This window comes from Dyadobacter beijingensis DSM 21582 (assembly GCF_000382205.1).
Taxonomy (GTDB): domain Bacteria; phylum Bacteroidota; class Bacteroidia; order Cytophagales; family Spirosomataceae; genus Dyadobacter; species Dyadobacter beijingensis.
Genome location: NZ_KB907789.1, coordinates 640,802 through 664,409, shown reverse-complemented (window position 1 = coordinate 664,409; position 23,608 = coordinate 640,802). Strand labels below are relative to the sequence as shown.

14 protein-coding genes are annotated in these 23,608 nt (G+C 50.3%); 9 read left to right on the top strand and 5 right to left on the bottom strand.

The features are described from left to right. Nucleotides 1-47: 47 nt before the first annotated feature. Together H144_RS0121350 and H144_RS0121345 are read left to right on the top strand one after the other, a co-directional pair. Nucleotides 48-833, top strand: coding sequence for a HipA family kinase (locus tag H144_RS0121350; RefSeq protein WP_019944147.1), 786 nt, complete (start codon nucleotides 48-50; stop codon nucleotides 831-833). Next, the gene (locus tag H144_RS0121345) at nucleotides 823-1,209 is read left to right on the top strand and encodes a DUF3037 domain-containing protein (protein ID WP_019944146.1); all 387 of its coding nucleotides are present in this window, start codon (nucleotides 823-825) and stop codon (nucleotides 1,207-1,209) included. The genes H144_RS0121350 and H144_RS0121345 overlap by 11 nt, the downstream gene beginning before the upstream one ends. 3 nt (nucleotides 1,210-1,212) lie before the next feature. On the opposite strand, the gene H144_RS0121340 is transcribed toward H144_RS0121345, so the two are convergent. Together H144_RS0121340 and H144_RS0121335 are read right to left on the bottom strand one after the other, a co-directional pair. Further along, nucleotides 1,213-1,965, bottom strand: a complete 753-nt coding sequence (locus H144_RS0121340) for a LytR/AlgR family response regulator transcription factor (protein WP_019944145.1) — start codon at nucleotides 1,963-1,965, stop codon at nucleotides 1,213-1,215. 66 nt (nucleotides 1,966-2,031) lie between these two features. Then, nucleotides 2,032-5,610: a histidine kinase gene (locus H144_RS0121335; RefSeq protein WP_019944144.1), complete on the bottom strand. Its 3,579-nt coding sequence runs from the start codon at nucleotides 5,608-5,610 to the stop codon at nucleotides 2,032-2,034. Nucleotides 5,611-5,882: 272 nt separating this feature from the next. Here H144_RS0121335 and H144_RS0121330 point away from each other — a divergent pair, with 272 nt between their 5' ends. The 5 genes from H144_RS0121330 (at nucleotide 5,883) to H144_RS0121305 (ending at nucleotide 10,832) form a co-directional block, all read left to right on the top strand. Further along, the gene (locus H144_RS0121330) at nucleotides 5,883-6,167 is read left to right on the top strand and encodes a hypothetical protein (RefSeq protein WP_019944143.1); all 285 of its coding nucleotides are present in this window, start codon (nucleotides 5,883-5,885) and stop codon (nucleotides 6,165-6,167) included. Between the two features lie 130 nt (nucleotides 6,168-6,297). Continuing rightward, on the top strand, nucleotides 6,298-6,723 hold the full coding sequence (locus tag H144_RS0121325) for a hypothetical protein (protein ID WP_026350886.1): 426 nt from the start codon (nucleotides 6,298-6,300) through the stop codon (nucleotides 6,721-6,723). A gap of 297 nt (nucleotides 6,724-7,020) precedes the next feature. After that, nucleotides 7,021-9,210, top strand: a complete 2,190-nt coding sequence (locus H144_RS0121315; RefSeq protein ID WP_157505011.1) for a hypothetical protein — start codon at nucleotides 7,021-7,023, stop codon at nucleotides 9,208-9,210. An 11-nt stretch (nucleotides 9,211-9,221) separates the two neighbouring features. Next, nucleotides 9,222-10,337, top strand: a complete 1,116-nt coding sequence (locus tag H144_RS33420; protein ID WP_019944141.1) for a T9SS type A sorting domain-containing protein — start codon at nucleotides 9,222-9,224, stop codon at nucleotides 10,335-10,337. Between the two features lie 114 nt (nucleotides 10,338-10,451). Beyond that, nucleotides 10,452-10,832 (top strand): hypothetical protein, encoded by a 381-nt coding sequence (locus tag H144_RS0121305; protein WP_019944140.1) that lies wholly within the window; start codon nucleotides 10,452-10,454, stop codon nucleotides 10,830-10,832. Between the two features lie 363 nt (nucleotides 10,833-11,195). Here the strand turns inward: H144_RS0121305 and glgB are convergent, their stop codons facing one another. Genes glgB through H144_RS0121290 form a run of 3 tightly spaced genes read right to left on the bottom strand, consistent with a single transcriptional unit; the run spans nucleotide 11,196 to nucleotide 18,439 of the window. Continuing rightward, nucleotides 11,196-13,121: a 1,4-alpha-glucan branching protein GlgB gene (glgB, locus tag H144_RS0121300; RefSeq protein WP_019944139.1), complete on the bottom strand. Its 1,926-nt coding sequence runs from the start codon at nucleotides 13,119-13,121 to the stop codon at nucleotides 11,196-11,198. 11 nt (nucleotides 13,122-13,132) lie between these two features. Then, complete coding sequence (gene treS / locus H144_RS0121295; protein ID WP_019944138.1) at nucleotides 13,133-16,474, bottom strand: maltose alpha-D-glucosyltransferase; 3,342 nt, start codon at nucleotides 16,472-16,474, stop codon at nucleotides 13,133-13,135. Between the two features lie 6 nt (nucleotides 16,475-16,480). Further along, nucleotides 16,481-18,439: an alpha-1,4-glucan--maltose-1-phosphate maltosyltransferase gene (locus tag H144_RS0121290; RefSeq protein ID WP_019944137.1), complete on the bottom strand. Its 1,959-nt coding sequence runs from the start codon at nucleotides 18,437-18,439 to the stop codon at nucleotides 16,481-16,483. Between the two features lie 474 nt (nucleotides 18,440-18,913). Between H144_RS0121290 and H144_RS0121285 the strand changes: the two genes are divergently transcribed. Further along, nucleotides 18,914-19,291, top strand: a complete 378-nt coding sequence (locus H144_RS0121285; RefSeq protein ID WP_019944136.1) for a response regulator — start codon at nucleotides 18,914-18,916, stop codon at nucleotides 19,289-19,291. 60 nt (nucleotides 19,292-19,351) lie between these two features. Continuing rightward, entirely contained in the window at nucleotides 19,352-23,566 is a 4,215-nt protein-coding gene (gene treY, locus H144_RS0121280; protein ID WP_019944135.1) for a malto-oligosyltrehalose synthase, read from the top strand. Nucleotides 23,567-23,608 lie beyond the last annotated feature (42 nt).

The following is a 23,608-nucleotide window of genomic DNA, read 5'->3' as shown; positions in this document are numbered from 1 at the left end:
TTTTTTTTAATGCTTAACTTGGGCGTTCAACAGACTAAGGTTTTTCGATGGGAAACGATTCTCTCAGCCTGCGAACCGTTCGTGTGCTCCGTTACCTGACCCCGCTGCGGGAGGGCGGATCGCTGCCGGCTATTGCGGAAGCAGACGATGATTTTTTATATGTATTAAAATTCCGGGGCGCCGGGCAAGGTACCAAAGCGCTCATCTCCGAGCTGATCGGCGGTGAACTGGCACGCTTTCTGGGCTTGAAAGTGCCCGAAATCGTGTTTGCCGACCTGGACGAAGCGTTCGGTCGCACGGAACCGGATGAAGAAATCCAGGACCTGCTGAAAGCGAGCACGGGCATTAACCTGGCCATGCATTACCTGTCGGGCGCCATTACATTCGACCCCGTGGTGACGCAGATCGCACCCCGGCTGGCGTCCGAAATTGTATGGTTCGACAGCTTTCTAACCAATGTAGACCGCACGGCCCGCAACACCAATATGCTCATGTGGCATAAGGAACTCTGGCTGATCGACCATGGTGCGGCGCTGTATTTCCACCATTCCTGGCAGAATTGGGAAGAGCAGGCGAGGCGGCCTTTCGCGCAGGTGAAAGACCATGTGCTCCTGCGCCAGGCATCCATGCTCGGTGAGGTCGATGCAGAATTCCGCGAACGGCTGGCCGGCGGCATTATCGCACAGGTAGTATCGCTTATCCCGGACGACTGGCTGCTGCGCGACGCGCCATTTGAAACGGTTGAAGAGCACAGGCAGGCTTACGTTGACTATTTGCAAGCCCGCCTGGCAGTGTCGGACATTTTTGTGAAAGGAGCTCAGGATGCCAGATAGCGTTTTATACGAATATGCGATCCTGCGCGTCGTACCCCGTGTGGAGCGTGAGGAATTCATGAATGTAGGGGTGGTATTGTATTGCCCGTCGCGCGGGTTTCTTGGGTGCCTTTCGGAAATCGACGCCGCGCGCCTGCAGGCATTCACGCGCGAGAGCGACCTGTCCGAAATTGAGGCTTATCTGCGGGCATTCAAGCTCATTTGCGAAGGTAACCGTCAAATTGGGGGGCCTATTGCCACATTGCCGGCCGCATCGCGTTTCCGGTGGCTTACGGCAACGCGCAGTACTGTGTTGCAAGCCTCCAAAGTCCACCCCGGCTTTTGTACAGACCCGGAAGAGACTTTGAAGAGACTTTTCGAGCAACAGGTAAAATAGGGCTTATTTCAATTTCAGGTATTGCTGGACGAGTTCCTTCTTGCGTCTGGAAATCTCGATCCGTGAGCCATCGGACAGGAGCAGGAACTGGTTGTTATGCGTCACCTGCTTGATGTATTTGGGATTCACTAAATGCGACTTATGCGTACGGATGAAGTTGAACTCGCCGAGCATTTCGTCGAAATGTTTGAGTGTTTTGCTGGCCAGGAAGGGCCGCTTCCCTACCAGGTGAATGGAGGTGTAATTTTTGTCGGCTTCCAGCCTCAGAATTTCGTCCAGCGTAAAAAAGAAGACGCCTTCGCTGGTGGGCACGGCCAGCCTGAAATCGCGTACATTTTTTTTCTCAATGTTGTGGACAAGGTTTTCGTAGAGTTGCTGGGTTTCCTGTTTGGCCCCATTCACCTTTTCGAGGTGCCTGTCCACGGCCGCTTGCAGTTCCTCGGGGTCTACCGGTTTCAGCAGGTAATCCAACGCGCTGAACCGGATCGCCTGGATGGCATACTGGTTGAATGCGGTGGTAAAAACAATGTCGTAAGGCGGATTTTTGCGGGCCAGTAAAAATTCGAAACCGTTTTGGTGCGGCATTTCCACGTCCAGAAAGACAATGTCGGGCTGATAGTCTTCCAGCACTTTAAGTGCCTCTTCGACCGATTCGGCATGGCGGGCCTCGATTTCCTGCCTGACCGCATTTTTGAGGTAGTGATTCAGAACATTGCGTGCTTTCTGTTCGTCATCGATGATTAGTGTTTTAAGCATAACGTTCAGGGTATTATGGTGTAAAATAGGTGCTGTGTATGTTGAAATATTTGTTTTGACTGAAAATCAGGTGTTCTCCAATGCCGTGGACAGCTCAATGACGACGAGGGTCCCGGTAGCGTTTTCGGCCTCGTCATACTTGTCTATAATCTCGACCGAAGCATGCTGGCCCTGCCGGTCGATCAGGTTCAGGCGGTCCTGGGCGATCTGCAACCCTTTGGATTGGTGCTTTTTTGTATGTGCATTCTTTGCTTTTATATCGCATGATTTTCGCCGACCGATCCCATTGTCTTCGATAATGCATTGAAAAATGTCTTCGCTGATCCGTGTGAATATGATTTTGAGCTCCCGGTATCCCTTCTTGTGCATTAGCCCATGCCAGATCGCATTCTCTACATACGGCTGTAAAAGCATGGAGGGCAGCAGGATATCGTCGGCTTCCATATCCTCATCAATATCGATGGTGTAGGCAAAGCTCTGTTCAAACCGCATTTGTTCGAGTTCGAGGTACAATTCCAGCACGTTTTTCTCTTCCTCCACCGATACCAGATTCTTGTCGGAGTTATTAAGCACCATGCGGAACAGCTTGGAAAACTTGTTCAGATATTTGCTTGCCTCGCTGTATTTCTCCGTGACGATGCATTCCTGAATGCTGTTGAGGCAGTTAAAAACAAAATGCGGGTTCATCTGAGCCCGCAGTGCCATCAGCTGGCTTTCGGCCAGCATTTTATTGATTTCGAGCAGCATAATCTCCTTTTTTGCCGCCTCTTCCTCCGCCTGCGCTTCGGCAATTTTGTTGGCATTGATGGAGGCGATGGTGACCAGTGTCCGCGCGTGCTCCTCCGTGAAGAAGTTCTTTTGACTATGCTCCGAATCCAGCACCCCGATCAGCTTTCCTTCGTGCAAAACCGGCACCGCTATTTCCGAGAACTTCCCGGGATCCTGCGAAATATACCGTTGATCACGCGAGCTATCGGGGATGATTAGCGTCTTTTTGAGCTTCGCCGCATATCCGACGATCCCTTCCCCGAGGTCGAGTTCCAGGGGATCGGCGATTTCGTTTTCGATCAGGTTTTTGGAGCTGTATACAGCTTTCTGCACCAATTTTTGTTTATCCTCATCCCATAAAAATACGGTACAGTCTTCGAAGCGCAGTTGAAGGGTACAGCTCCGGGCAATGTCCCAGCATATCTCATTTACAGAGTTTTCGCCATATACCGAGTTGACAAAATACTCGATCGTTTGCGCCAGCTCCCGCTTGTGCTTTCTGCTCAGGTAGCCATTGTAAGTGATGAAAAGGAATGCCCCGGACACGCAGCCTACCAGCATGAAGAACCACCAGGTTTGCCACCAGTAGGGCGTAATCCTGATTTTGACGACGGTAATGTTTTTCATCCACCGTTCGTGTTCGTCTGTACTTCGAACCCTGAACTCATAATCGCCCGGTGGCAGGCTGTTGTAGCTGACCGTCATATCCCGGCCTGCATTCACCCATACCTTGTCGATCCCTACCAGCTGATAGCTGTATTGCAGGGAAGGCACGTCGCGGTGTTTAATGGATGCATATTGAAACGTGACAAAATCCTCACCCGGGCCGAGAACCAGCGAGTGGGGCGGGAAATCGGTGATTTCTTTGCCGAAAACCCTGATAGAAGTTATGTGAGGCGGCCTCGTTACCGGGATAGTCGCGAACTTGGCCGGGTCGAAAACCACCACGTGGTCCAGCATTGCCGCGTAAATCTTGTCCGATGCGGCCAATACGAAGTTCCAGTAGTCCTGCAACGTTTTGCCCAAATTGATTTTGACACGGGTAATGTGCTTGCTGTCAGGGAAAAAGAAGAGGAGTCCGCTGGCTCCTGCCGCCCAAATAGCCCCGCGCGGGTCTACGGCAAGGCTGTTAATCTGCGAGGTTAAAAAGCCATCAATGGTTGCCAGGCTATCCAGAGATTCCCCTTGTACATTAATCTTAAAAAGGCCGCGTCCCCAGACCGATACCCAAAGATTTCCCGACTTATCTTCGGCCATTTGGGTGACGTAGAAGTGTTCCTTATTACGGACTGCTGCCAGTGAAAAGCGCCCTGTCTGGTTCGAAAAGCGCAATATCCCTTCGCCTTTCATGGTAAACAGCAGGTCACCATTCCGTAATTTGATGCCGCTTTGACAGGATTTGTAGTCGAATAGCCCCCATCGCGAATCTTTCCCATCGAAGCGTTCACATTGGTTTGTGCTGGGATCAAACCTGTATAACGCGTCCCGGAGTACATGAAACCAGATTTTTCCGGTATTGTCGGCCAGTACAAAGTTGACCGGCGCCGGCAGCCTGCCGAGAATAGGGTGTTGAAACTTGGTAAGTTTCGTCATCCCTCGTTTGAGCAAATACAGCCCGTCGTGCCCGCCAAACCACCAGATACCATCCGCATGGGCCCCGCTAAAAAACCGATTATTGACCAGAGTCCGCGCTGATGCTGTGTAATGCGTAAATGATTTATTATTGATATGGAAGCGAATAATCCCATCCTCTTTCATGGCGAGAATGGTATCATCGGCAAAAGCGAGCGCGTTGGTAGCGGCAAAGTTTGTTTGAAGGAAAAAAGAGCTACTTGGCAGCTTATAAACGTCTTCGAACGGGTTATTGAATGTCAGTTTACTGATGCCGTTGATGGTCGCTATCCATAAGTCTTTCTCCTGATCCTCAATCAGATCCTGAATGAAGCCATATGCGATAGAGTAGGGTGCATCCTGGCTATACGCGATTTGCCTGATCGGGCCATCGGGGGGTTTGTAATATGCCGCGTACATCCATGTCGAAATCCAAAGCCGGTTCTGGCTGTCGACAAACAGGTAATTGATGCCATCTGTGCATCGGACTTTATCGAGGTGGACATACGCCGTATCAGTGGCAGCATCCGGATCGGAAAAATGAAGCGAAAAGTCGACCGTTGAAGCATACCATAAATGATGCGAATTATCCAATGTGATGGCCGTGAGTTGTCTTTTATCAAGAATCGGCCATTGGAACGGGTTGTGGGTATGATCGTAAATGGCTTTGTTGCGGCAATCGATAAAAAAACTGTCGTAACCACCGACCCAAAAACCTTTTCTTTTATCGTCCCAGCAAAACGCGTTTTTCGCGGCAAATGAAAGGTCTCGTTGTGCTATCCGCGCCGCCCAGGGAAATACATCCGTTAGCGTTCCAAGCTTTTTTCCATCGTAAATGAAGATTTCGGAACGAGAGATAAGCCACAGCCAATTGTTCCCGTCCTTTTTGATAGCCAGAATCGGTTTGCCGGCCAGGGACTGAAAGCGGGCGTCTTTGTGATATCGGCCGCTTTGCCTGTTGAAGAGCCGTAGTCCCCTGGAAGTCGCGACCAAAAGATTTGCCGACCGGTCAATCGGATGAATGCTGTTTACCTCAACATTACCGGATGTTTGGAGGTCCGTGTAAGACTTAATGCTGTTCCCGTCGTATCTGTTAAGCCCGTTGGCAGTTCCGATCCACAGGAAGCCATCGCTGTCCTTGTACAGGCATCGGACATCTTTGGCACTGAGACCATCATCCTGCCTCAGATTCTGAAAGACGAACTGTGCGCTGACAGCAAAAGGAAAAACTACAAAAACGAGCCAGAGTGCTAGATATCGGTACATGTAAATCGCCGGTTGTCTGGTGATTGCGTAATGTAGCCATAAGCAATTTCAAAGTAAATAGAGATGAACGAAAGGCAGTCGCCGGTTCACTAACGGAAAATCATTCCGTTTCGTGACCTGATCCGCCGGCATGTCAAGAGGAGTCGGAATAGCCATTTAATCAATAATATTACGCCGTTTGTTCATCCTATTTTTATTACGCGATTGCCTGGATAAAATTTGCTTAAGACACCAGTGGTAACCTACTATTTCATCAAAAACTGATCGACGCCATGGCTCTCTATCTAACAGGCCTTTTGATTGATTGCGCTGCCGTGCTGGCAGTAGGAGGATATTTCCTTTACTATATAATAAGGAAGAAAGAGCTCGAAGATCCGAGCCTGCATTTCTGGATTGTGATCGTCTCCATCAGCGCAGCTATCATCGCATCGCTTTACTTTATATGTATCAATGATCTCACCACCGCGTCCATCCTCGCATGGGTAATGGCCATTCCGGTAATGATTACTGCGCTCTTCATTTTGCTGATCGCGCTTTTCCGGCCGGACTGGAATTGAGATCCGCGAGTGGCTGTAACGTACGGCAGGCTCGCTTTCAGCGACGGCGCACATTCCGCAGCATGGTCAGACTTACCGCCTCACGTAGAATCTTGACCTGGTCAATTCTACCCTGCCGCCGAATGCAGTCATGAAGTGGTATTCTGCGGTGGATCGTTCCGGTGCGCCTGTCGCCCCCTCCGTAATCTTGAAATCGAAAAGCCTCCTGCTCAGAAACGATGGCACGGTATTGGGCCCCGATGGACTTCCGCCATCTTTCGATCCTCAGTCGTCGCCGGTACGGCTTGTCGTGAAGCGCCGTAACCACCTGCCGGTCATGAGCACCTCAATCACCAATTTTACGGGCTCAAAGACCTACAATTTCACCTCGGCGCCTGGCCAGGCATTCAATGACGGTACTGCTCCTGCACAGATGCGGCAGGTAGGAGGTAATTGGTGCATGCGAACGGCCGATGTCGCCACGCCCAGGACTACACTGTGGACTGTGTGGATGGAACGCACTTCACCAATGCATTTAATGCAGGGGTATTCGATGTCTACACTTCTGCGGATTTAAAGATGGACGGGGCAGTGGATGGCGTGGACGGAACGCTGTTCAACAACAGTTTCAATGGAGGGTATTTCTCTATACTTCTTAATTATTAGTACAGAATTGGGTCAGTCTTGTAACTGCCGAATTGCATCCAACGTAAATTTTCCGATGGTTTTTTGAATCCCGCCAATGAATCATCGGATTCTTTTTGAATGAAATGAGGGGTGTAGATTTGAATCAAGAAATTTAAATGAGGCAGGAATTAAAATCGATCACCTATTTATCAGTGCGACACACTACTCAATTAAACGCACATTAATTATGAAAAGGAAATTACTAACGATCACGCTATTACTTGGGGTGTTGCTGCTATGCAATGTGTTTTCATATGGGCAATTTTTTCCTGGAACGATGCAGCATTCGCCTTGTACGTCTTGTGTTCCAAGTGCCGGTTATTCAGTAATTTCGGGTTTTCCATCAGTATCGAATAAAAATTTTCAAGGTGGGCAAAATCTATGGAAATCAGCGCAAGGATCTACCATTGAGCTATCTCCATCCCCATCGGTTACTGAAGGCCAACAAACAAATTATATTGGGACAAACACTTATGGCACTTTCCTTACTCTGCAAAGTGGTCCAGCGGGAAAGGATAAGGTAAAGTTTGTCGTTTCTGGTTTTATTCCAGGCGTTCAGTATACAATGGAGTATGGAGTTATTTCAACGAGGACGCAACTATCTAGCTTTGGGTCATCAGCGACAATGGATATAGGAAGTGTAGAACAGAACCCTATTTTATTAACTAAGTCACAAGTTAATTTTGATGCAAATAGCTATAATAAATGGCAGTTAAGATATGTTCAGTTCACCCCGACAACAACGCAGGTTTCTTTTACTTTATATGGAAATACGGACGTGGGGACGGGCTTTGTTAACTTTGATATCTGGGATAAACCACTACACTGTATTTTGCCGCCTGGCAAGCAGGTGGAACTAACCAAAACGACTGTAAATACGAAATTTCCGTGCTCAGATGTGGGGGAAGGTGCTTTTAATAGTGCTGTGAAAATTCCGCTGCCAACTGGTGCGAGTGTAGTATGGAAGAACAGTGACAATTTAAGTGCGCCCAATATCCCTTTCTCCGCTACGGAACATGGGCCAGGCGAATATTACGCCTTCTATTATCACCCTGCAAATAGTTGTTATAGCTTGGATGCTGGTAATCTGCAGTCTAATGCAAAACTAACTATAACACATACACCAACACAGGTTCCGTTAAACCTTGGAAACTCAGTAACGGTCCATTGTCCCGATCTAACCTACTTACTGGATGCTAAACTCTTTCCAGGGGCATATAATGGGCTCTCTCCGGGTCAAACAATCAAATGGTATGGCGATAGTGAACATCAGGGACAAGCAGTCCCAAATTCTATCGCCACCATGTCTGGAACCTATTATGCTTTTTATTACGATTCCGAAACCAATTGCTTTTCAGTCCCAACATCCACCTCAGCAGTCATAGTAAAATTCGATTCTCCATGCTGCAAAGCAGGAACAGCACAGGTCACCGTCCAACCAAGCTCAATAACAAACACCTGCCCAATACTAACCGCAGATCTAACAAAAACAGTAACAAGCAACGTTCCTCCTAACACCCAAGTTGTGTGGTTCAACAACCCAACTCACACAGCACCCAAGGTCAATGACCCGACTGCTGTCGGTGCAGGTACTTACTACGCATTCATATATGATCAAGCATTAGACTGTTACAATACCGACAATTCAACAGCACAAGTAAAAGTTACGCAAAATCTGTGTGCCACTAACGTTCAACTTAACCTCAAGGCCGGTCTTCAGGGTGCGATGTCAGGAGCCGGTGCCAAAATGAGAAATGATTTACAAACTTATGGAGGCACCGGTTTACTGCCGACGGGCGCACCTTACGGGATGTCCAGTTCCTACCCGAGTATTAACAATCCCGCCGGAGCAGTCGGCGAAGTAGTCGACTGGGTGCTAGTGGAAGTCCGAAGTGCATCTTCACCTCAAACGGTCCTGCAAAGTGCTGCTTTGCTGCTCAAACCGGATGGAAGTATTGTGAACAGGAATGGACTGGCGCCGACATTCAATAATCAGGCTGGGGCAGTTAGGTTGGTGGTGAAGCATCGAAATCACCTGGCAATAATGAGTAATCCGATACAGAGTTTCTCGTCGGGGACAGTGAGTTATGATTTTACAACCGGTGTTTCGCAAGCTGCTAATGTACTCGGTGATCCCGTCCAAATGATTCAAAAAAATGGCGTTTGGTGCATGCAATCAGGTGATCTAAACTCAAATCAAGATATGGTTGTGGACGGTTCCGACGGCGCATATTTCAAATCGCAATTCAAAGCCGGTCTTTTTGATACCTACAATCCAGCAGACACAAATATGGATGGAATTGTTGACGGGCTGGATGGATCACTTTTCAAAACTAACTTTCTACTAGGCTTATATTCGACAATCATTAATTACTAACTACAAACACGATGATCAGGACTTCTAAAAAATGGTTTATTTTCCTCACTTTGATATGTATTTCTTTCTCTCAGGCCGTTGGCCAGGTCGTGAAGATCACATACGAAAAGCGGATACTAAGTACGGACCAGAAGACATTTACGTTTGATGTGCGAGCTACTAAGGGAACAGGGTACGACGTTAGCAATCAGAATAACAGCAACTGGCAGTTTATGAATATCAGGTCCGATGTTGAGGTACCGGGGCCGGTACCACCCGATCCAGCCGCGATAACAATTACAAGCGCGACGATTGCTATTAATCCGGCCTTTCTTAGCGATGGTGCAGTAAACACTTCAATCCCTGGTTCGCCATTGGGAGGACCTACTTGGAGAGAGTTTAGCATCGACTTGATCCGCGACAATCAACCAGATATTCCGGATGGGACCGGTGCATTGATTGGAACCGTTACACTCACTTTCAGTGGCCCAGTTTTAAGCTCGAACAAAGTTTCAATCCGGCCATTTGACGGAACCACATTCAGAGCTTTTTGGACAAACCTAGACTTTAATGCAGGCAGGCGGCCGATAGAAGGAACTTTTAACCAGGTTTTGCCAGTGAGTTTGATCGACTTTTCAACAGCCCGCGAGGGTAGTATTGCTACCCTGAGCTGGTCGACTTCCGAAGAATCAAACAGTGATTATTTTGAGATACAACGTAGCGGTGACGGTAAGGATTGGGGAAAATTGAAATCATTACCAGCGAAAGGCGAAAGTGTGGTGGAGGCTCACTACAGCGCTGTGGATGATAGCCCCTTGGGCGGCAACAATTTCTATCGCCTCAAAATGGTGGACAAGGATGGAACCTTCGCTTTCAGCCAGATTAGAAACCTGAAATTCGAACAAAAGGAAGGTTTCACCTTGTTTCCCAATCCAGTTAGCGATAAGCTGAATTTCAAGTCGGAAGAGGATTGGAAGAATGTTTCCAGTGTCAAGATATATAATGCACAAGGGGTTGAGGTATATACTTCACCGTTAGTGCCGGAGAAGGAGGTGAATGTTAAGAGCTTGCCTGCCGGTCTCTATGTAGCGAAACTGTCTAAACGGAATGGGCAGTACAAAGCGTATCGGATTACCATCGCCCGATAGTGATCCGGACAGTGTAATGGTTATTCAGGTTGATGGCGTGAGCGCCGCTTGCTCACTTTACAGGCGCCACGCCGTCACTGAATTGTCTCTTTCCAAATATTAAATTCTTCATCTATGACAGACAGATTCCTGAAAACAGTACTTGTGCTTACGCTTGTAACCGGTTGTAATAAAGACAAGGAATGTGTCCCGGCAGCACTTTCGGAGCATATCGTGGGAACCTGGAATGCCACACTAGCATCGGAGCATAACCAACCGCAAGAGATCACGTTCGAAAGTAATGGCAAGTTCAAAGAGAGCAAAGGTTTATTGTTTGGAGTCTATCTGAAATCAGAAGACAATTGGAAAGTGAAAAATGATTCGCTGATAGTTGAAGGGAAATTTGCAAACGGTACAGCAGCGAAATATGAATTCTCCGTCATTAGCAGAACTTGTAATGAGATTGTGTTTGACCTGGAAGGTGTCGAGCAGTTCAAATTAGTGAAGAGTGATTGACGGCGTGGTGGAGTTCGTATTATTAATTCAATAAGTTGAGATATAGAAATAAAAATATGAAGAAGATACTATTAATAGGCTTGGTGATAACTGCTGTTTCTTCCATCGTTGCGATGACAGTCTATTCAGCAAAGCCGAAGTCTATTTATTAAGACAACACCAACGTCTGTTGATAAATTGATTGATCAAAAAAGACATTACTCAGATTCACAATTATGAAGAGTTTTATTCAACGTTGGTTTGGGCTGTTCTATCTAGTCGTTCTTAAAAACAAAATCAAATACTTTTGACGATTAGAGGATAGGAGGTTTAGTGTGTGTTTCTTTTCCCGGGTGCCGCATTGTGCGCCCGGGAATTTTTCGTTTATAGCCATTCAAATTCACGGTCGTATTTTAAAACAATTACGCCTAATGGTGGCAAAGTTAGCGGGAGGGAATGAACGAGGCCGTGTTTAGGTATCGGATAGCTCTCGATGTCGTCGGCCGAAATAAGGTCTGAACCGCCGTACCGGAGATTATCACTGTTGAATATTTCGCGGTAGTAGCCAGGCTTTGATACCCCAATACGGTAATTTTCGCGGACGATGGGGGTGAAATTGGCGATAAACAGGAGCTGATCGCTCCCATGATTCCCTTTACGGGCCCACGCGAGGACGCTGTTTGTCGTGTCCTGTTGGTCGATCCATTCGAAGCTTTCGGGAGAGAAGTTTCTTTCATATAATGCCGGCTCGGTCTGGTAGAGCGCATTGAGGTCTTTTACCAGTTTTTGAACGCCCTCATGTGCCGGGTTGAGATTTTCGTTCCAATCGAGGCTGAAATCGTGGCGCCATTCATTAGTCTGGCCGAATTCGCTGCCCATAAATAGCAGCTTCCCGCCGGGGTGCCCGTACATATAGGTATATAACAGGCGCAGGTTCGCGAGGCGTTGCCATTCGTCACCTGGCATCTTTTGCACCAGAGCGTGTTTTCCGTACACCACTTCGTCGTGGGAGAGCGGTAACACAAAGCGTTCCGAGAATGCGTAATGCAGACTAAATGTTAGTTCGCCCTGATGGTAAGAACGATACACGGTGTCTTTTTGGAAATAGGAGAGCGTATCGTGCATCCAACCCATCATCCATTTAAAATCAAATCCTAAGCCTCCGTTGCTCACCGAATGCGTCACGCCCGGCCAGGCCGTTGATTCTTCCGCAATCGTGATGACGCCTGGAAAAGATTGGTGGACCGCCACGTTCAACTCACGAAGCAATTCGATCGCTTCCAGGTTCTCGCGACCGCCGTACCGGTTTGGAATCCATTCGCCTTCCTTGCGCGAATAATCCAGGTAAAGCATTGAAGCCACGGCATCGACGCGCAGGCCATCGATGTGGAATTTGTCCAGCCAATAAATGGCGCTGGAGATCAGGAAACTCTTAACCTCATGCCGGCCGTAATTGAAAATGGCACTTTGCCAATCGGGGTGAAAGCCCTGGCGCGGGTCGGCGTGCTCGTACAGGTGCGAACCGTCGAAATAGCCTAGACCGTGCTGGTCGGTAGGGAAGTGGGAGGGAACCCAGTCGAGGATTACGCCGATACCCACATTATGCAATGCATCGACCAGGAACATAAAATCCTGCGGGGTGCCGTATCGGCTGCTGGGTGCGAAATAGCCCGTTACCTGATATCCCCACGACCCATAAAACGGATGCTCCGTCACGGGCAGAAATTCCACATGCGTGAAACCCATGTACCGGCAATATTCCGGTAACTGGGCGGCCAGTTCACGGTAGGTGAGAAACCGGCCTTCCTCTTCATGCACGCGCCGCCACGAGCCCAGGTGTATTTCGTAAATTGATAGCGGCTTTTGCAGTGCCGGTTCGGCGCGTTTTTCCATCCACGTCTGATCGGTCCATTCGTAATCCAAGTCCCACACCACCGATGCCGTCCGCGGGGGCGTTTCCCAGTAAATGGCGTACGGATCCCCTTTTTCGACCTCATACCCATTGGCGGAACGTATAAAATATTTGTACAATGCTCCCTTTTCCACACCAGTGATGCGGCCTTCCCAAATGCCGGAGCCATCTTCCCGCACGGTGAGTGGATTTGCATTCTGCTCCCAGCCATTAAAGCTGCCGATCACCGAAACTTGCGACGCATTAGGTGCCCAGACCGCGAAATGTGTCTCAGCAGCGTCGCCGGCGGTTCTGATGTGCGCCCCGAGTTTGTTATAAATATGGTAATGCTTACCGGATCGGAACAAATCGGCGTCGTAGCCGGTAAGCCATGCGTGTGTTTCCTGTTGTTGAGTCATAAGCGCATTGGTTACACCATCACGGGGGCCTCGTTTTGATCGAGAATGGCCCTGATACCCCGTAGCGGCACCATTACCCATGACGGCCTGTTATTTACCTCGTAGTTCAGCTCGTAAATCGCTTTTTGGAGCAAGAATGTCCGCAAAAGAATTTCCAGGTCGCCCTTTTGATGCGGGATAATCGGGCTTTCGGCGACGGTTTCCAGGTAAGCTTTCATGAAAAAGCCGGCCATGTAGTGGTACCATTGCTCCACAAACGGAATGAGCTTTTCAGCATCCTCCGGCCGGATCTGGTTGTCGAGATAGAGGCTACTGTGCGCCGCATAATGGAACGAGCGCAGCATTCCGGCCACATCGCGCAATGCCGAGCGTTTCAGTCGACGCTCGCTGTAACTCCGGGCCGGCTCCCCTTCGAAATCGAGCAGCACGAAGTCTTTACCTGTGAATAGCACCTGGCCCAGGTGGTAATCGCCGTGGATGCGTATTTTGGCCGTGTCGATTTTATGACTGTAAATTTTTTTGAGCTCTGTCAAAATCTCGTCTTTCAGCTGCATCGTCTCTTCGGCCGCCTGCCGCGTATCGCCATCCAGCTTCTTCATGTTGCGGTTCAGGCTTTGAAATGCCACCCGCACGAGCGATTGCAGCGACGAGTATACCGAGCGCTGGTAATGCAGCGAAAAATCCTCCGGCTTGAAATCCGGGTCATTTTTTTCACCCGATAACGCGAGATGCATTTCCGCTGTACGAACACCCAGAAGCCTCGCCTGCTCAGCGACGTGCACATCAAGCAGCTCTTTCAGCATTTCCGGCATGTCTTCGTAGCCGACCGGGCTCGTCATCGTGCCGCGGAGCTCGGTAGGGAGTTCCAGGCCTGTGGTCGAAAGTACTTTTTCATTAAAACTATCCAGCCTGTCGAGCATGTTCGCCCAGGCATCGGTGGCGTTGTTCACCATTTCCTGCATCATTCCGAGCACCATCGAATCCTGTTTGTATTTCCATTCAATGGCCCCCACGTAGGCCGGGATGTTCTTGAACTTCGCCTTATTCGTCAGGTACTGCGTAATTTCTACATCGGGGTTAATGGCCCGGTCGACCTTGCGGTATAATTTGAAAAAATACTTTCCGTCGAAAGTGATCGACGTGTTGCTTTGCTCACCCGACAGCACACGGGGCTTAATGCGGTCGGTCTCCTTCACATGCTGCGAGAGCTGGCGGTTCCCGGAGAAATGGATCTGGCTGTTTTTCGCATTCAGCCGCTCGTTTTCGGCCATATTCTGGATCAGCGCCTGTTGCAGTTCCAGCCCGTAAATGGCGTCGAACAATACGCCTTCCTCTTCACCTTTGATATTGATCCTCGCCAGTACAGCCTGCGGGCAGTTTTCGCGTACATTGAAAGCAAACGGCACTTTACCGAATGCAACCGGCAGCTGGTACATTTCCGGGAGGTCGTTTTGATAAAACGTTTCGAGCAGAAGCAGGAAGCACGGCGGGTTAGTTCCCAGCGGAATGGCCGCGTGCGAGACAATGCTCACCCGGTCGAGCCCCTTGCCCTTCCCCCCAAACCACCGCATTTGCATCAGGTAAGAGGGTAAAATGTCTGTTTCAAGCTTTTCGAGCATCTCCGGTTCGAGCAGGTCCTTCCATTTTTCCAGGTTAATCAGCGGAAGCTCCTGGTTCTCATTGATTTCGGGATGTGTTTTTTGCATTAAAAAGCATTGACAACCATATGCTTCCAATGTGAAAAAATACGGCGTGTTATCTTTTACGCCCGGGAATTTGTTTTTACTGTAAATCTCCACCGGCTGGAAACCCTTGAACTGGTCCAGATCCAGTTCCACAGGTTGCGGGAATTTTGAGAGATTCGCCAATACGAGCATCGTCTCATCCTCATATGTGCGCGTGAAGGCGAGTACCTTGGCATTCTCGTGATTCAAAAACTTGATATCCCCGCGGCTGAACGCCTTATATTTCTTGCGAACGCTGATCGCCTTGCGCATCCACCAGAGCAGTGACGACGAGTTCCGCGATTGCAACTCCACATTCACCGATTCATAATGGTACTGCGGATCGAGGATCAGCGGAAGGTACAAACGCTGCGGGTTGGCCTGCGAGAAGCCGGCATTGCGGTCGGGGTTCCACTGCATCGGTGTGCGCACGCCATCACGGTCGCCGAGGTAGAAGTTGTCGCCCATACCGATTTCGTCGCCGTAGTAGATAATAGGCGTTCCGGGGAAAGTAAAGAGCAGCGTATTAAGCAGCTCTATTTTCTTCCGGTTATTCTCCAAAAGCGGCGCGAGACGGTGCCGGATGCCGAGGTTAATGCGGGCCTTCGGATCTTTGACATACACCTTGTACATATAATCGCGCTCCTCGTCGGTGACCATTTCGAGCGTCAGCTCGTCGTGATTGCGGAGGAAAATACCCCATTGGCAGTTGTCGGGAATGGCGGGCGTCTGGTCGAAAATATCGGTGAGCGGGTAGCGGTCCTCCATTTGCAGCGACATAAACATCCGCGGCATGATGGGAAAATGGTAGTTCATCTGGCATTCGTCCCCATCCCCGAAATAGGCGGCAGAATCCTCCGGCCACATATTGGCCTCGGCCAGCAGCAGCGTGCCGGGATAGCGGCCATCGACGTATTTGCGCAATTTTTTCAAAAATGCGTGTGTCTCCGGCAGGTTTTCGCAGTTGGTGCCATCCCGTTCGAAAAGGTAAGGGACGGCGTCCAGCCTGAAACCGTCGACGCCCATTTTGCACCAGAAATTAATAATCTTGAAAATTTCCTCCTGCACATCCGGACTGTCGTAGTTCAAATCCGGCTGGTGGTGAAAGAACCGGTGCCAGTAGTATTGCTCAGCCTCATTGTCCCAGGTCCAATTGGATTTTTCATAGTCCTGGAAAATAATGCGGGCGTCTTTGAATTGCTTCGGGTCGTCGGTCCACACGTAGAAATTGCGGTAAGCAGAGCCTTTCGGCGCGCGCCGTGCCCGCTGGAACCACGGGTGCTGGTCGGATGTATGGTTGATCACCAGTTCGGTAATCACTTTCAGGCCCCGTTTGTGCGCCTCGCGCAGGAAGGTTTTAAACTCCTGAATGTCGCCGTAGGCAGGATTAATGGTGTAGTAATCGGCGATGTCGTAGCCGTCGTCGCGGAGGGGCGAAGGATAAAATGGCAGCAGCCAAATGGCCGTAACACCCAGATTTTGAAGATAATCCAGCTGTTCGAGCAGGCCCTGAAAGTCGCCTATTCCATCGCAATTGCCATCTTTAAAGGCCTTGATGTGCAGTTCATAAATGATTGCATCCTTATACCAATGCAAATTTTTCTCGGACATTCCTTTCTTATATTCCATGTGCGCTCAGTTCAATCGTTCAACTCTCAGAATGTGTGCCGGCATTTCCCAGGGATTCATTTCGACATAATTATATTCTCCCTGCCATTTGTATTTTTCTCCGCTCAGCATGTCGCGGATCAGATAGGGCTGATCGTACCCGATGCCGAAATGGTGCAGCGGTACGCGGATATGGGCGCCTTGCGTATGATCATGGTCCAGGTTGACCGTTACCAGCAGCGGCTCCCCGCCCTCCGACGCGGTTTTGGTGTAGCTGATTACCCGGTCGTTGTTTGTCTCGTTAAAATCAATATTCCAGGTGGATTGCAAGGCGGGAAAAGCCTTCCTGATACGGTTCACGCGGGTTATGATTTCGCGCGTGCGGCTGTAACGGTCCCAATCCCAATGCTTGATTTCGTACTTCTCATTATCGGTATACTCTTCCTTCCCCGGATGCGGCGTATTGACACCGTATTCGTACACCGGCCCATATAATCCGTAATTCGAGGATAAAGTTGCTGCCAGGATGAAACGGATGATGTGTGCATTCTCGCCGCCTTCCACAAGATGGTGCGGTAGAATATCCGGCGTATTGGGCCAGAAATTCGGACGGAAATAGTATTGCTGGTCGGTCTTGGTCAGCTCATAGAGGTATTGTTCCAGCTCCCATTTGCTGTTCCGCCAGGTGAAATAGGTGTATGATTGGTTGAAACCGATCTTCCCAAGCCGCTCCATCACGCGTGGCCGGGTAAAAGCTTCCGCAAGGAAAATGACCTGCGGATTAGTTTTGCGCACTTCCCCGATCATCCATTCCCAAAATGGAAACGCCTTGGTGTGCGGGTTATCGATCCGGAATACGTTCACGCCGTGGCCGATCCAGAAATCGATCACGCTTTTCAGTTCATGCCATAGGTTTTGCCAGTCGGCTGTTTCAAAATCGAAAGGCAGAATGTCTTCGTACTTTTTCGGCGGGTTTTCGGCGTACTGGACCGTACCATCGGGGCGCCATTTGAACCATTGCGGATGCTCTTTCACATACGGATGGTCGGGCGCACACTGGTAGGCGATGTCCATCGCGATCTCAATATCCAGTTCTTTCGCCGCCGCTACCAGTTCCGTAAAATCTTCGAGCGTGCCCAGTTCCGGGTGAATAGCTTTGTGACCGCCAAAGCGGTTACCGATCGCCCACGGCGATCCCGGATCGGCGGCGGAAGGCACGAGCGAGTTGTTTTTTCCCTTTCTTTTCATTTCCCCGATCGGGTGAACGGGAGGGAAGTATAACGTGTCAAAGCCCATTTTGGCGACTTTGGGCAACAGTCTGAGTACATCGCGAAACGTCCCGTGGCGGCCGGGCTCCTCGGATGCCGACCGTGGGAAGAGCTCATACCAGGCACTGAACCCGGCTTTTTTACGCTCCACTTCCAGGCGGAATGTCTGGTCAAAAACGCTGATGCGGTCGGTGAAGCGGATCTTGGCCATAGCTACCGCAAGCGCGTCGCTCACGACCAGGTCGAATGTTTCCTGCGGATCGGTGGCATTGCCAAATGCACTGATCCATGCTTCGAATGCGGGCTTATCGGGTGGAGAAGCGATTTCGAAAGCTTCTCTCAGCAATATTTCGCCGATTCGCAGCTCAATAGCGATATCCTGGTTAGCATCGAACTTTTTGATCAGCCCCCTTTTCCAGCTCGCGAAATGATCGATCCAGCCGGTGAAGCGATATTCGTAAAAACCTTCCTTTGCGGGCGTCCAGGTACCTTCCCAACGGTCGTTGCCGGCAGGTGAAAGCGGCAGGTCGTGCCACGTTTGCTCGGATTCATGGCGGAAGATCACGCTGGCTGCTACCGCGTCGTGGCCGTCGGCGATGATATCCGCCGACAGCCCCACATGCTCGCCGATCGCGCGCTTCGCCGGATACCGGCCGTCTTCCACCTGCGGCGCCACGTTGCTGATCACTACCCGCTTCCTTCCATCCAGCGTGCTCATTGTCAAGGTTTTTTAGTTTGTTGTTGAAGAATGTTTCGAAACGTTAATCAAAATCATGCCTGCAGTGTGCCGGCTAGCGGGGGCAGTTACGTTCAATGGAATTCCTTGATTTGTCTTGGGAGTAAAAAAACTATTCAGTAACTTTTACCATCAATAGCCCACTTCTATCAGATCTCACCGCTCAACGATAGCCTTTCAACAGGCCGAAGAAACGAAGGCAGTGACCGCTCATTGATCGTAGTAAATGATCGGACTGCCGGGCACCATTGACCACTTTCAAGCGAAAAAATGGGGTTGCGGAGAAAGTATTAGGTCATATTTGCCGATTTTGTCAGTAAGATTTAAAATCTTTGTAGCTTATTCGCGACAACTATTTCTACAATTCAATTCGGATGTAGAACTAGCGGCAATATGTGTTTGCCTGGAAAAGTGTCATCCAGTATGGTTTGTTCTGAACCCTTCTCTTGCTGTAAAATGGAATTTATTATCGTAGACGACAGTGTTTTCGACCTGTTCACCCAGGAAAAGCTTTTGCTCAAAAGCGGCCTGACCGAAACGGTGCGAACGTTCAATTCACCGCAGGAGGCGATTTACTACTTGCAGGGGCAAAGTGCGGGTATGCCCGAAACAGTCATCCTGCTCGATCTGCAAATGCCGGGCATCAACGGGTTCGAGTTCACGGAACAATATGGATTGCTGCCCGAAGCTATCCGCAGTCGGATACGGCTTTTCATGATCTCTTCCACGGTCGATATTTCCGACATCGAGCAAGCCGAGGCCAATCCGTACATTATCCAGCTTTTGTCCAAACCCCTCGAAATACCACTGCTGCGCGAGCTTCTTAAACAGTAACGCGGCCGGATGCTGGCATAATATTTACCAAATGCCGAGGATACACTTATCATCGGCTACATGACTAACCCAGTTTCTACATACCGGCTTCAATTCCACCACCAATTCACATTTTCCGATTTCGAAGACCTGATTCCCTATTTCCGTAAGTTGGGCGTCGGGACGATCTATGCGTCGCCGATTCTAGCATCAACTACCGGCAGCACGCACGGCTACGATGGCGTCGACCCGGAAAAGATCGACCCGGAAATAGGCAGCCTGGCCCGCCTGAAAACCATTTCGGGAAAGTTGAAAGACGCGGGGATCGGGTGGTTGCAGGACATTGTGCCCAACCATATGGCGTTCCACGCTGAGAACCCCTGGCTGATGGACGTCCTCGAAAAAGGTAGGCAATCGGTGTACGCATCCTTTTTCGATATTGCGTGGAACAGTACACTTTTTCAGGGGAAGCTGATGGTGCCTTTCCTGGCGACGGAACCGGAAGCATTGCTGGAAGCCGGGCAAGTAAAGGTTGTATTCACCGGCGAAAGGCTGGAAATGGATTTCGGCGGGCTCGCATTCCCACTCAATCTCAGGTCATACAGGGAAGTACTGGGCGCGATAGCAACCCAGTCGGAAGCAGTCAGTCAATTGGTTGATCAACTGGAAGATATGCGGCGGGTGGAAGAGGCCCCATCGTTTTCCGAACGCTGGACCGAGTGGAAAATGCAGCTGAAATCGCTTTATCGGAACTCCGAAAAGTCCGCGATCGACGCGGCTATCGAACGCATTAATGCGGACCAGGCACAGCTGAAAACGATGATCGATCAGCAGTACTACGCATTATGCCATTGGCAAAAAACGGAAGAGCAGATCAATTTCCGCCGGTTTTTTACTGTAAACGGGCTCATTTGCCTTAACATGCAGGACGATGCCGTTTTTGAAAAATACCATACGCTCATTAAGCAGCTTACGGACGAAGGCATTTTCCAGGGTATCCGCATCGACCATATCGACGGCCTCTACGCGCCAACGCATTATCTCGAAAAGCTCCGCGAGGAACTGGGGAGCGAGGCCTATATCGTAGCTGAAAAAATATTGGGCGAAAAAGAAGATATGCCCGCCGAATGGCCTATTCAAGGAGCGACGGGCTATGAATTTCTGGCCGTAGTCAACAACCTGTTCACGAACGTGGCGGCAGAAAAGCCATTTACCGATTTTTACAACGAACTAACGGGCGAGGACGCGCCCGTGCGCGAGCAGCTGCTAAGCAAGAAAAGTGACATCCTCTACGGGCACATGGCCGGTGAGCTCGATAACCTGTTTAAGATGTTCGTGGAACTGGAACTGGTCGATCCGGAAACACTGGAACGCATTGGTAATGAGCAGCTAAGGCAGGTGATCGGTGAGTTCCTGATCCATTGCCCTGTCTATCGTTATTACGGCAATAGTATGCCGCTGAACGAGCGGGAGTTGCAGGCGATGAAAGCCATTTTTACGGACATTAATAAACATCACCTCGACCTTTCCCCCGCTGTCGAAGTGCTGGAACAATGCTTTGTGCACCGGCCTGCATTGGGCGACGAAGATTACAACCGGCGCGCCGGCGATTTTTACCAGCGCTGTATGCAGTTTACCGGTCCGCTGATGGCCAAAGGCGGTGAGGACACGCTGATGTACACCTATAACCGCTTCATCGGGCATAACGAAGTCGGCGATTTTCCCGACCGGTTTGGCATGTCTGTCAGTGACTTCCATCAATACATGAAGAAGCGGCAAAAGGATTGGCCTCTTGCGCTCAATGCAACATCCACGCACGATACCAAGCGTGGCGAAGACGTTCGCTCAAGGCTGAATGTGCTCACCGACCTTTCCGGGGAATGGCTTGCGATAGTAAAGGAATGGCAGAAGGCTAATGCGCCCTTGAAGCGGGAGGACAATGCCCCTGACGCCAACGACGAATATCTGATTTACCAGACGGTAGTTGGGACTTATCCTATGCCGGGAGAAGACGAGGATGATTTTGCTAATCGACTGGGAGAATATTTACAAAAGGCATTGCGGGAAGCGAAAACGAATAGCTCGTGGTCGGCACCGAATGAGGCTTATGAAAGTGCTGCGCAACATTTTGCACAGGAAATTTTAAAAAATGACGCTGCGTTTTCCGGCTCGTTCAAGGCATTTCTGGAATCGATCGCCGATTTCGGGATCGTCAATTCACTGGCGCAGGTACTGTTGAAATTCACTTGTCCGGGTGTGCCGGATGTGTACCAGGGCTGCGAATTGTGGGATTTTAGCCTTGTAGACCCGGATAACCGCCGCGAGGTGAATTTTGCGAGACGGAAGGAATGGCTTGAAGAGCTGGAAGAATACGAAACGGAAAGCCTGTTGGAGAAGCTTTGGGAAAACCGGCGGAACGGGCAGGTTAAGCTTTGGCTGACGCACCGTTTGTTTCAACTGCGACGACAATTTCCGCAGCTTTTTGCTGAAGGGGAGTACATTCCCCTCAAAACACGCGGGACTTACAAGGATCACCTGCTGGCATTCGCACGCCGCCATAAACGCGAGGTACTGATCACCGTCATACCGCTGCATACCGCCATTTTGAGCCGGGAGCAGCAAAAGGATTTCTTCGAACTGGATTGGCAGGACACGCACGTGGTAATGCCGGAAAACCTGCTTCCTGAGTGGGATAACCTGTTGACAGACAGTCAATATGAGGTGCAGGGGAAACTACTCCCGTACGATATTTTCGATGCGTTGCCTTTTGCGGTTTTGCAAGGCAAGCGGGCCAATAATGAACGGAATGCAGGCCTGTTGCTGCACATTACTTCGCTGCCGTCGCCGTTCGGTATCGGCGACATCGGTCCGGAGGCATTCAAATTCGCCGATTTCCTGGAAAATACCGGCCAGAAGGTTTGGCAAATCCTGCCGCTCAACCCGACGGAGGCCTCACAGGGGCATTCGCCGTACAGCGCATTGTCGAGCCGTGCGGGTAATGCGCTGCTGATCAGCCCGGAAGCACTGGCCGAAGACGGGCTTTTGCGTGGAGAGGAATTACAACCCTACCATGTGCCGGATTCTGCCAAAGTAGATTTTGCGACGGCGCTGGAAAACAAACAGGCATTGCTGGAAAAAGCATTCGCCCGGCATCTGGCCGATCCCGAGGAAGATGCGGCGGAACTGGAAGCTTTCGCAGAGAAAAATGCGGCCTGGCTTGAAGACTTCGCAATTTTTATGGTGCTTAAAGCGCGCTATGGCCATCGGCCCTGGTATACCTGGCCGGCGGAATTCCGTCACCGTGACCAAGCCGCGCTCGACGAAGTGCGTGAAGCGGAGCGGGAGCAAATTCAGTTTATCGAATGGCAGCAATTTATTTTCGGCCGGCAGTGGAAAAAGCTGAAACAGTATTGTAACGAGCGGGAAATCAAATTCCTTGGCGACATACCTTTTTACGTAAGCTACGATTCGGCCGATGTATGGGCGAGCAGGGAGCTGTTTTGCGTGGATGAGGACGGCCAGATCACAGGCATTGCAGGCGTTCCGCCCGACGCATTTTCGGAAACCGGCCAGCTTTGGGGAATGCCGGTATTCAACTGGAACGCGGTCGAGGCACAGGATTACCAGTGGTGGATCGACCGGCTGGCGCGAAACATGGAAATGTTCGACCTGGTGAGGCTGGATCATTTCAGAGCATTTGTCGATTATTGGCAGGTGCCGGGCGGTGAGCAAACGGCGGTGAATGGGCAGTGGCACCTGGGCCCCGGCGAGGCATTTTTCGAGAAAGTTAGGGCGGCATTGGGCCAGCTGCCGTTTATTGCCGAGGATTTGGGCGAGGTCAGTCCGGGCATTTACGCGCTCCGCGACAAGTTCAATTTGCCGGGTATGAAGGTCCTGCAATTCGCATTCGACGAAAATATGCCGCATTCCGACCATATTCCCCATCATTATACGCACAACTTCATCGCCTACACGGGCACGCACGACAACAATACTACCCGCGGCTGGTTCCGAGAGGCGGCCCCGTCGGGGGTGCAGGAACGGCTCGAAGCCTATCTGGGCAAGCCGGTTACAGAAGATAACGCCTCATGGGAAATGGCTCGGGCGGTGTATGCGTCGGTAGCCAGAACAGCCATACTGCCCGTGCAGGACCTGCTGAACCTCGACGAGTCCGCGAAGATGAACCTGCCTGGTTCCTCGGAGAATAACTGGGCCTGGCGTTTGCTGCCGGGGCAGATCGATGAGCAGGCGGCGCTATTCCTGAGCGGCATTACCTTGCTTTTTAACCGGGAGTAACCGGCAAAATTCCTGCCGGGGAATTGGGAAGTCTCAATGGAG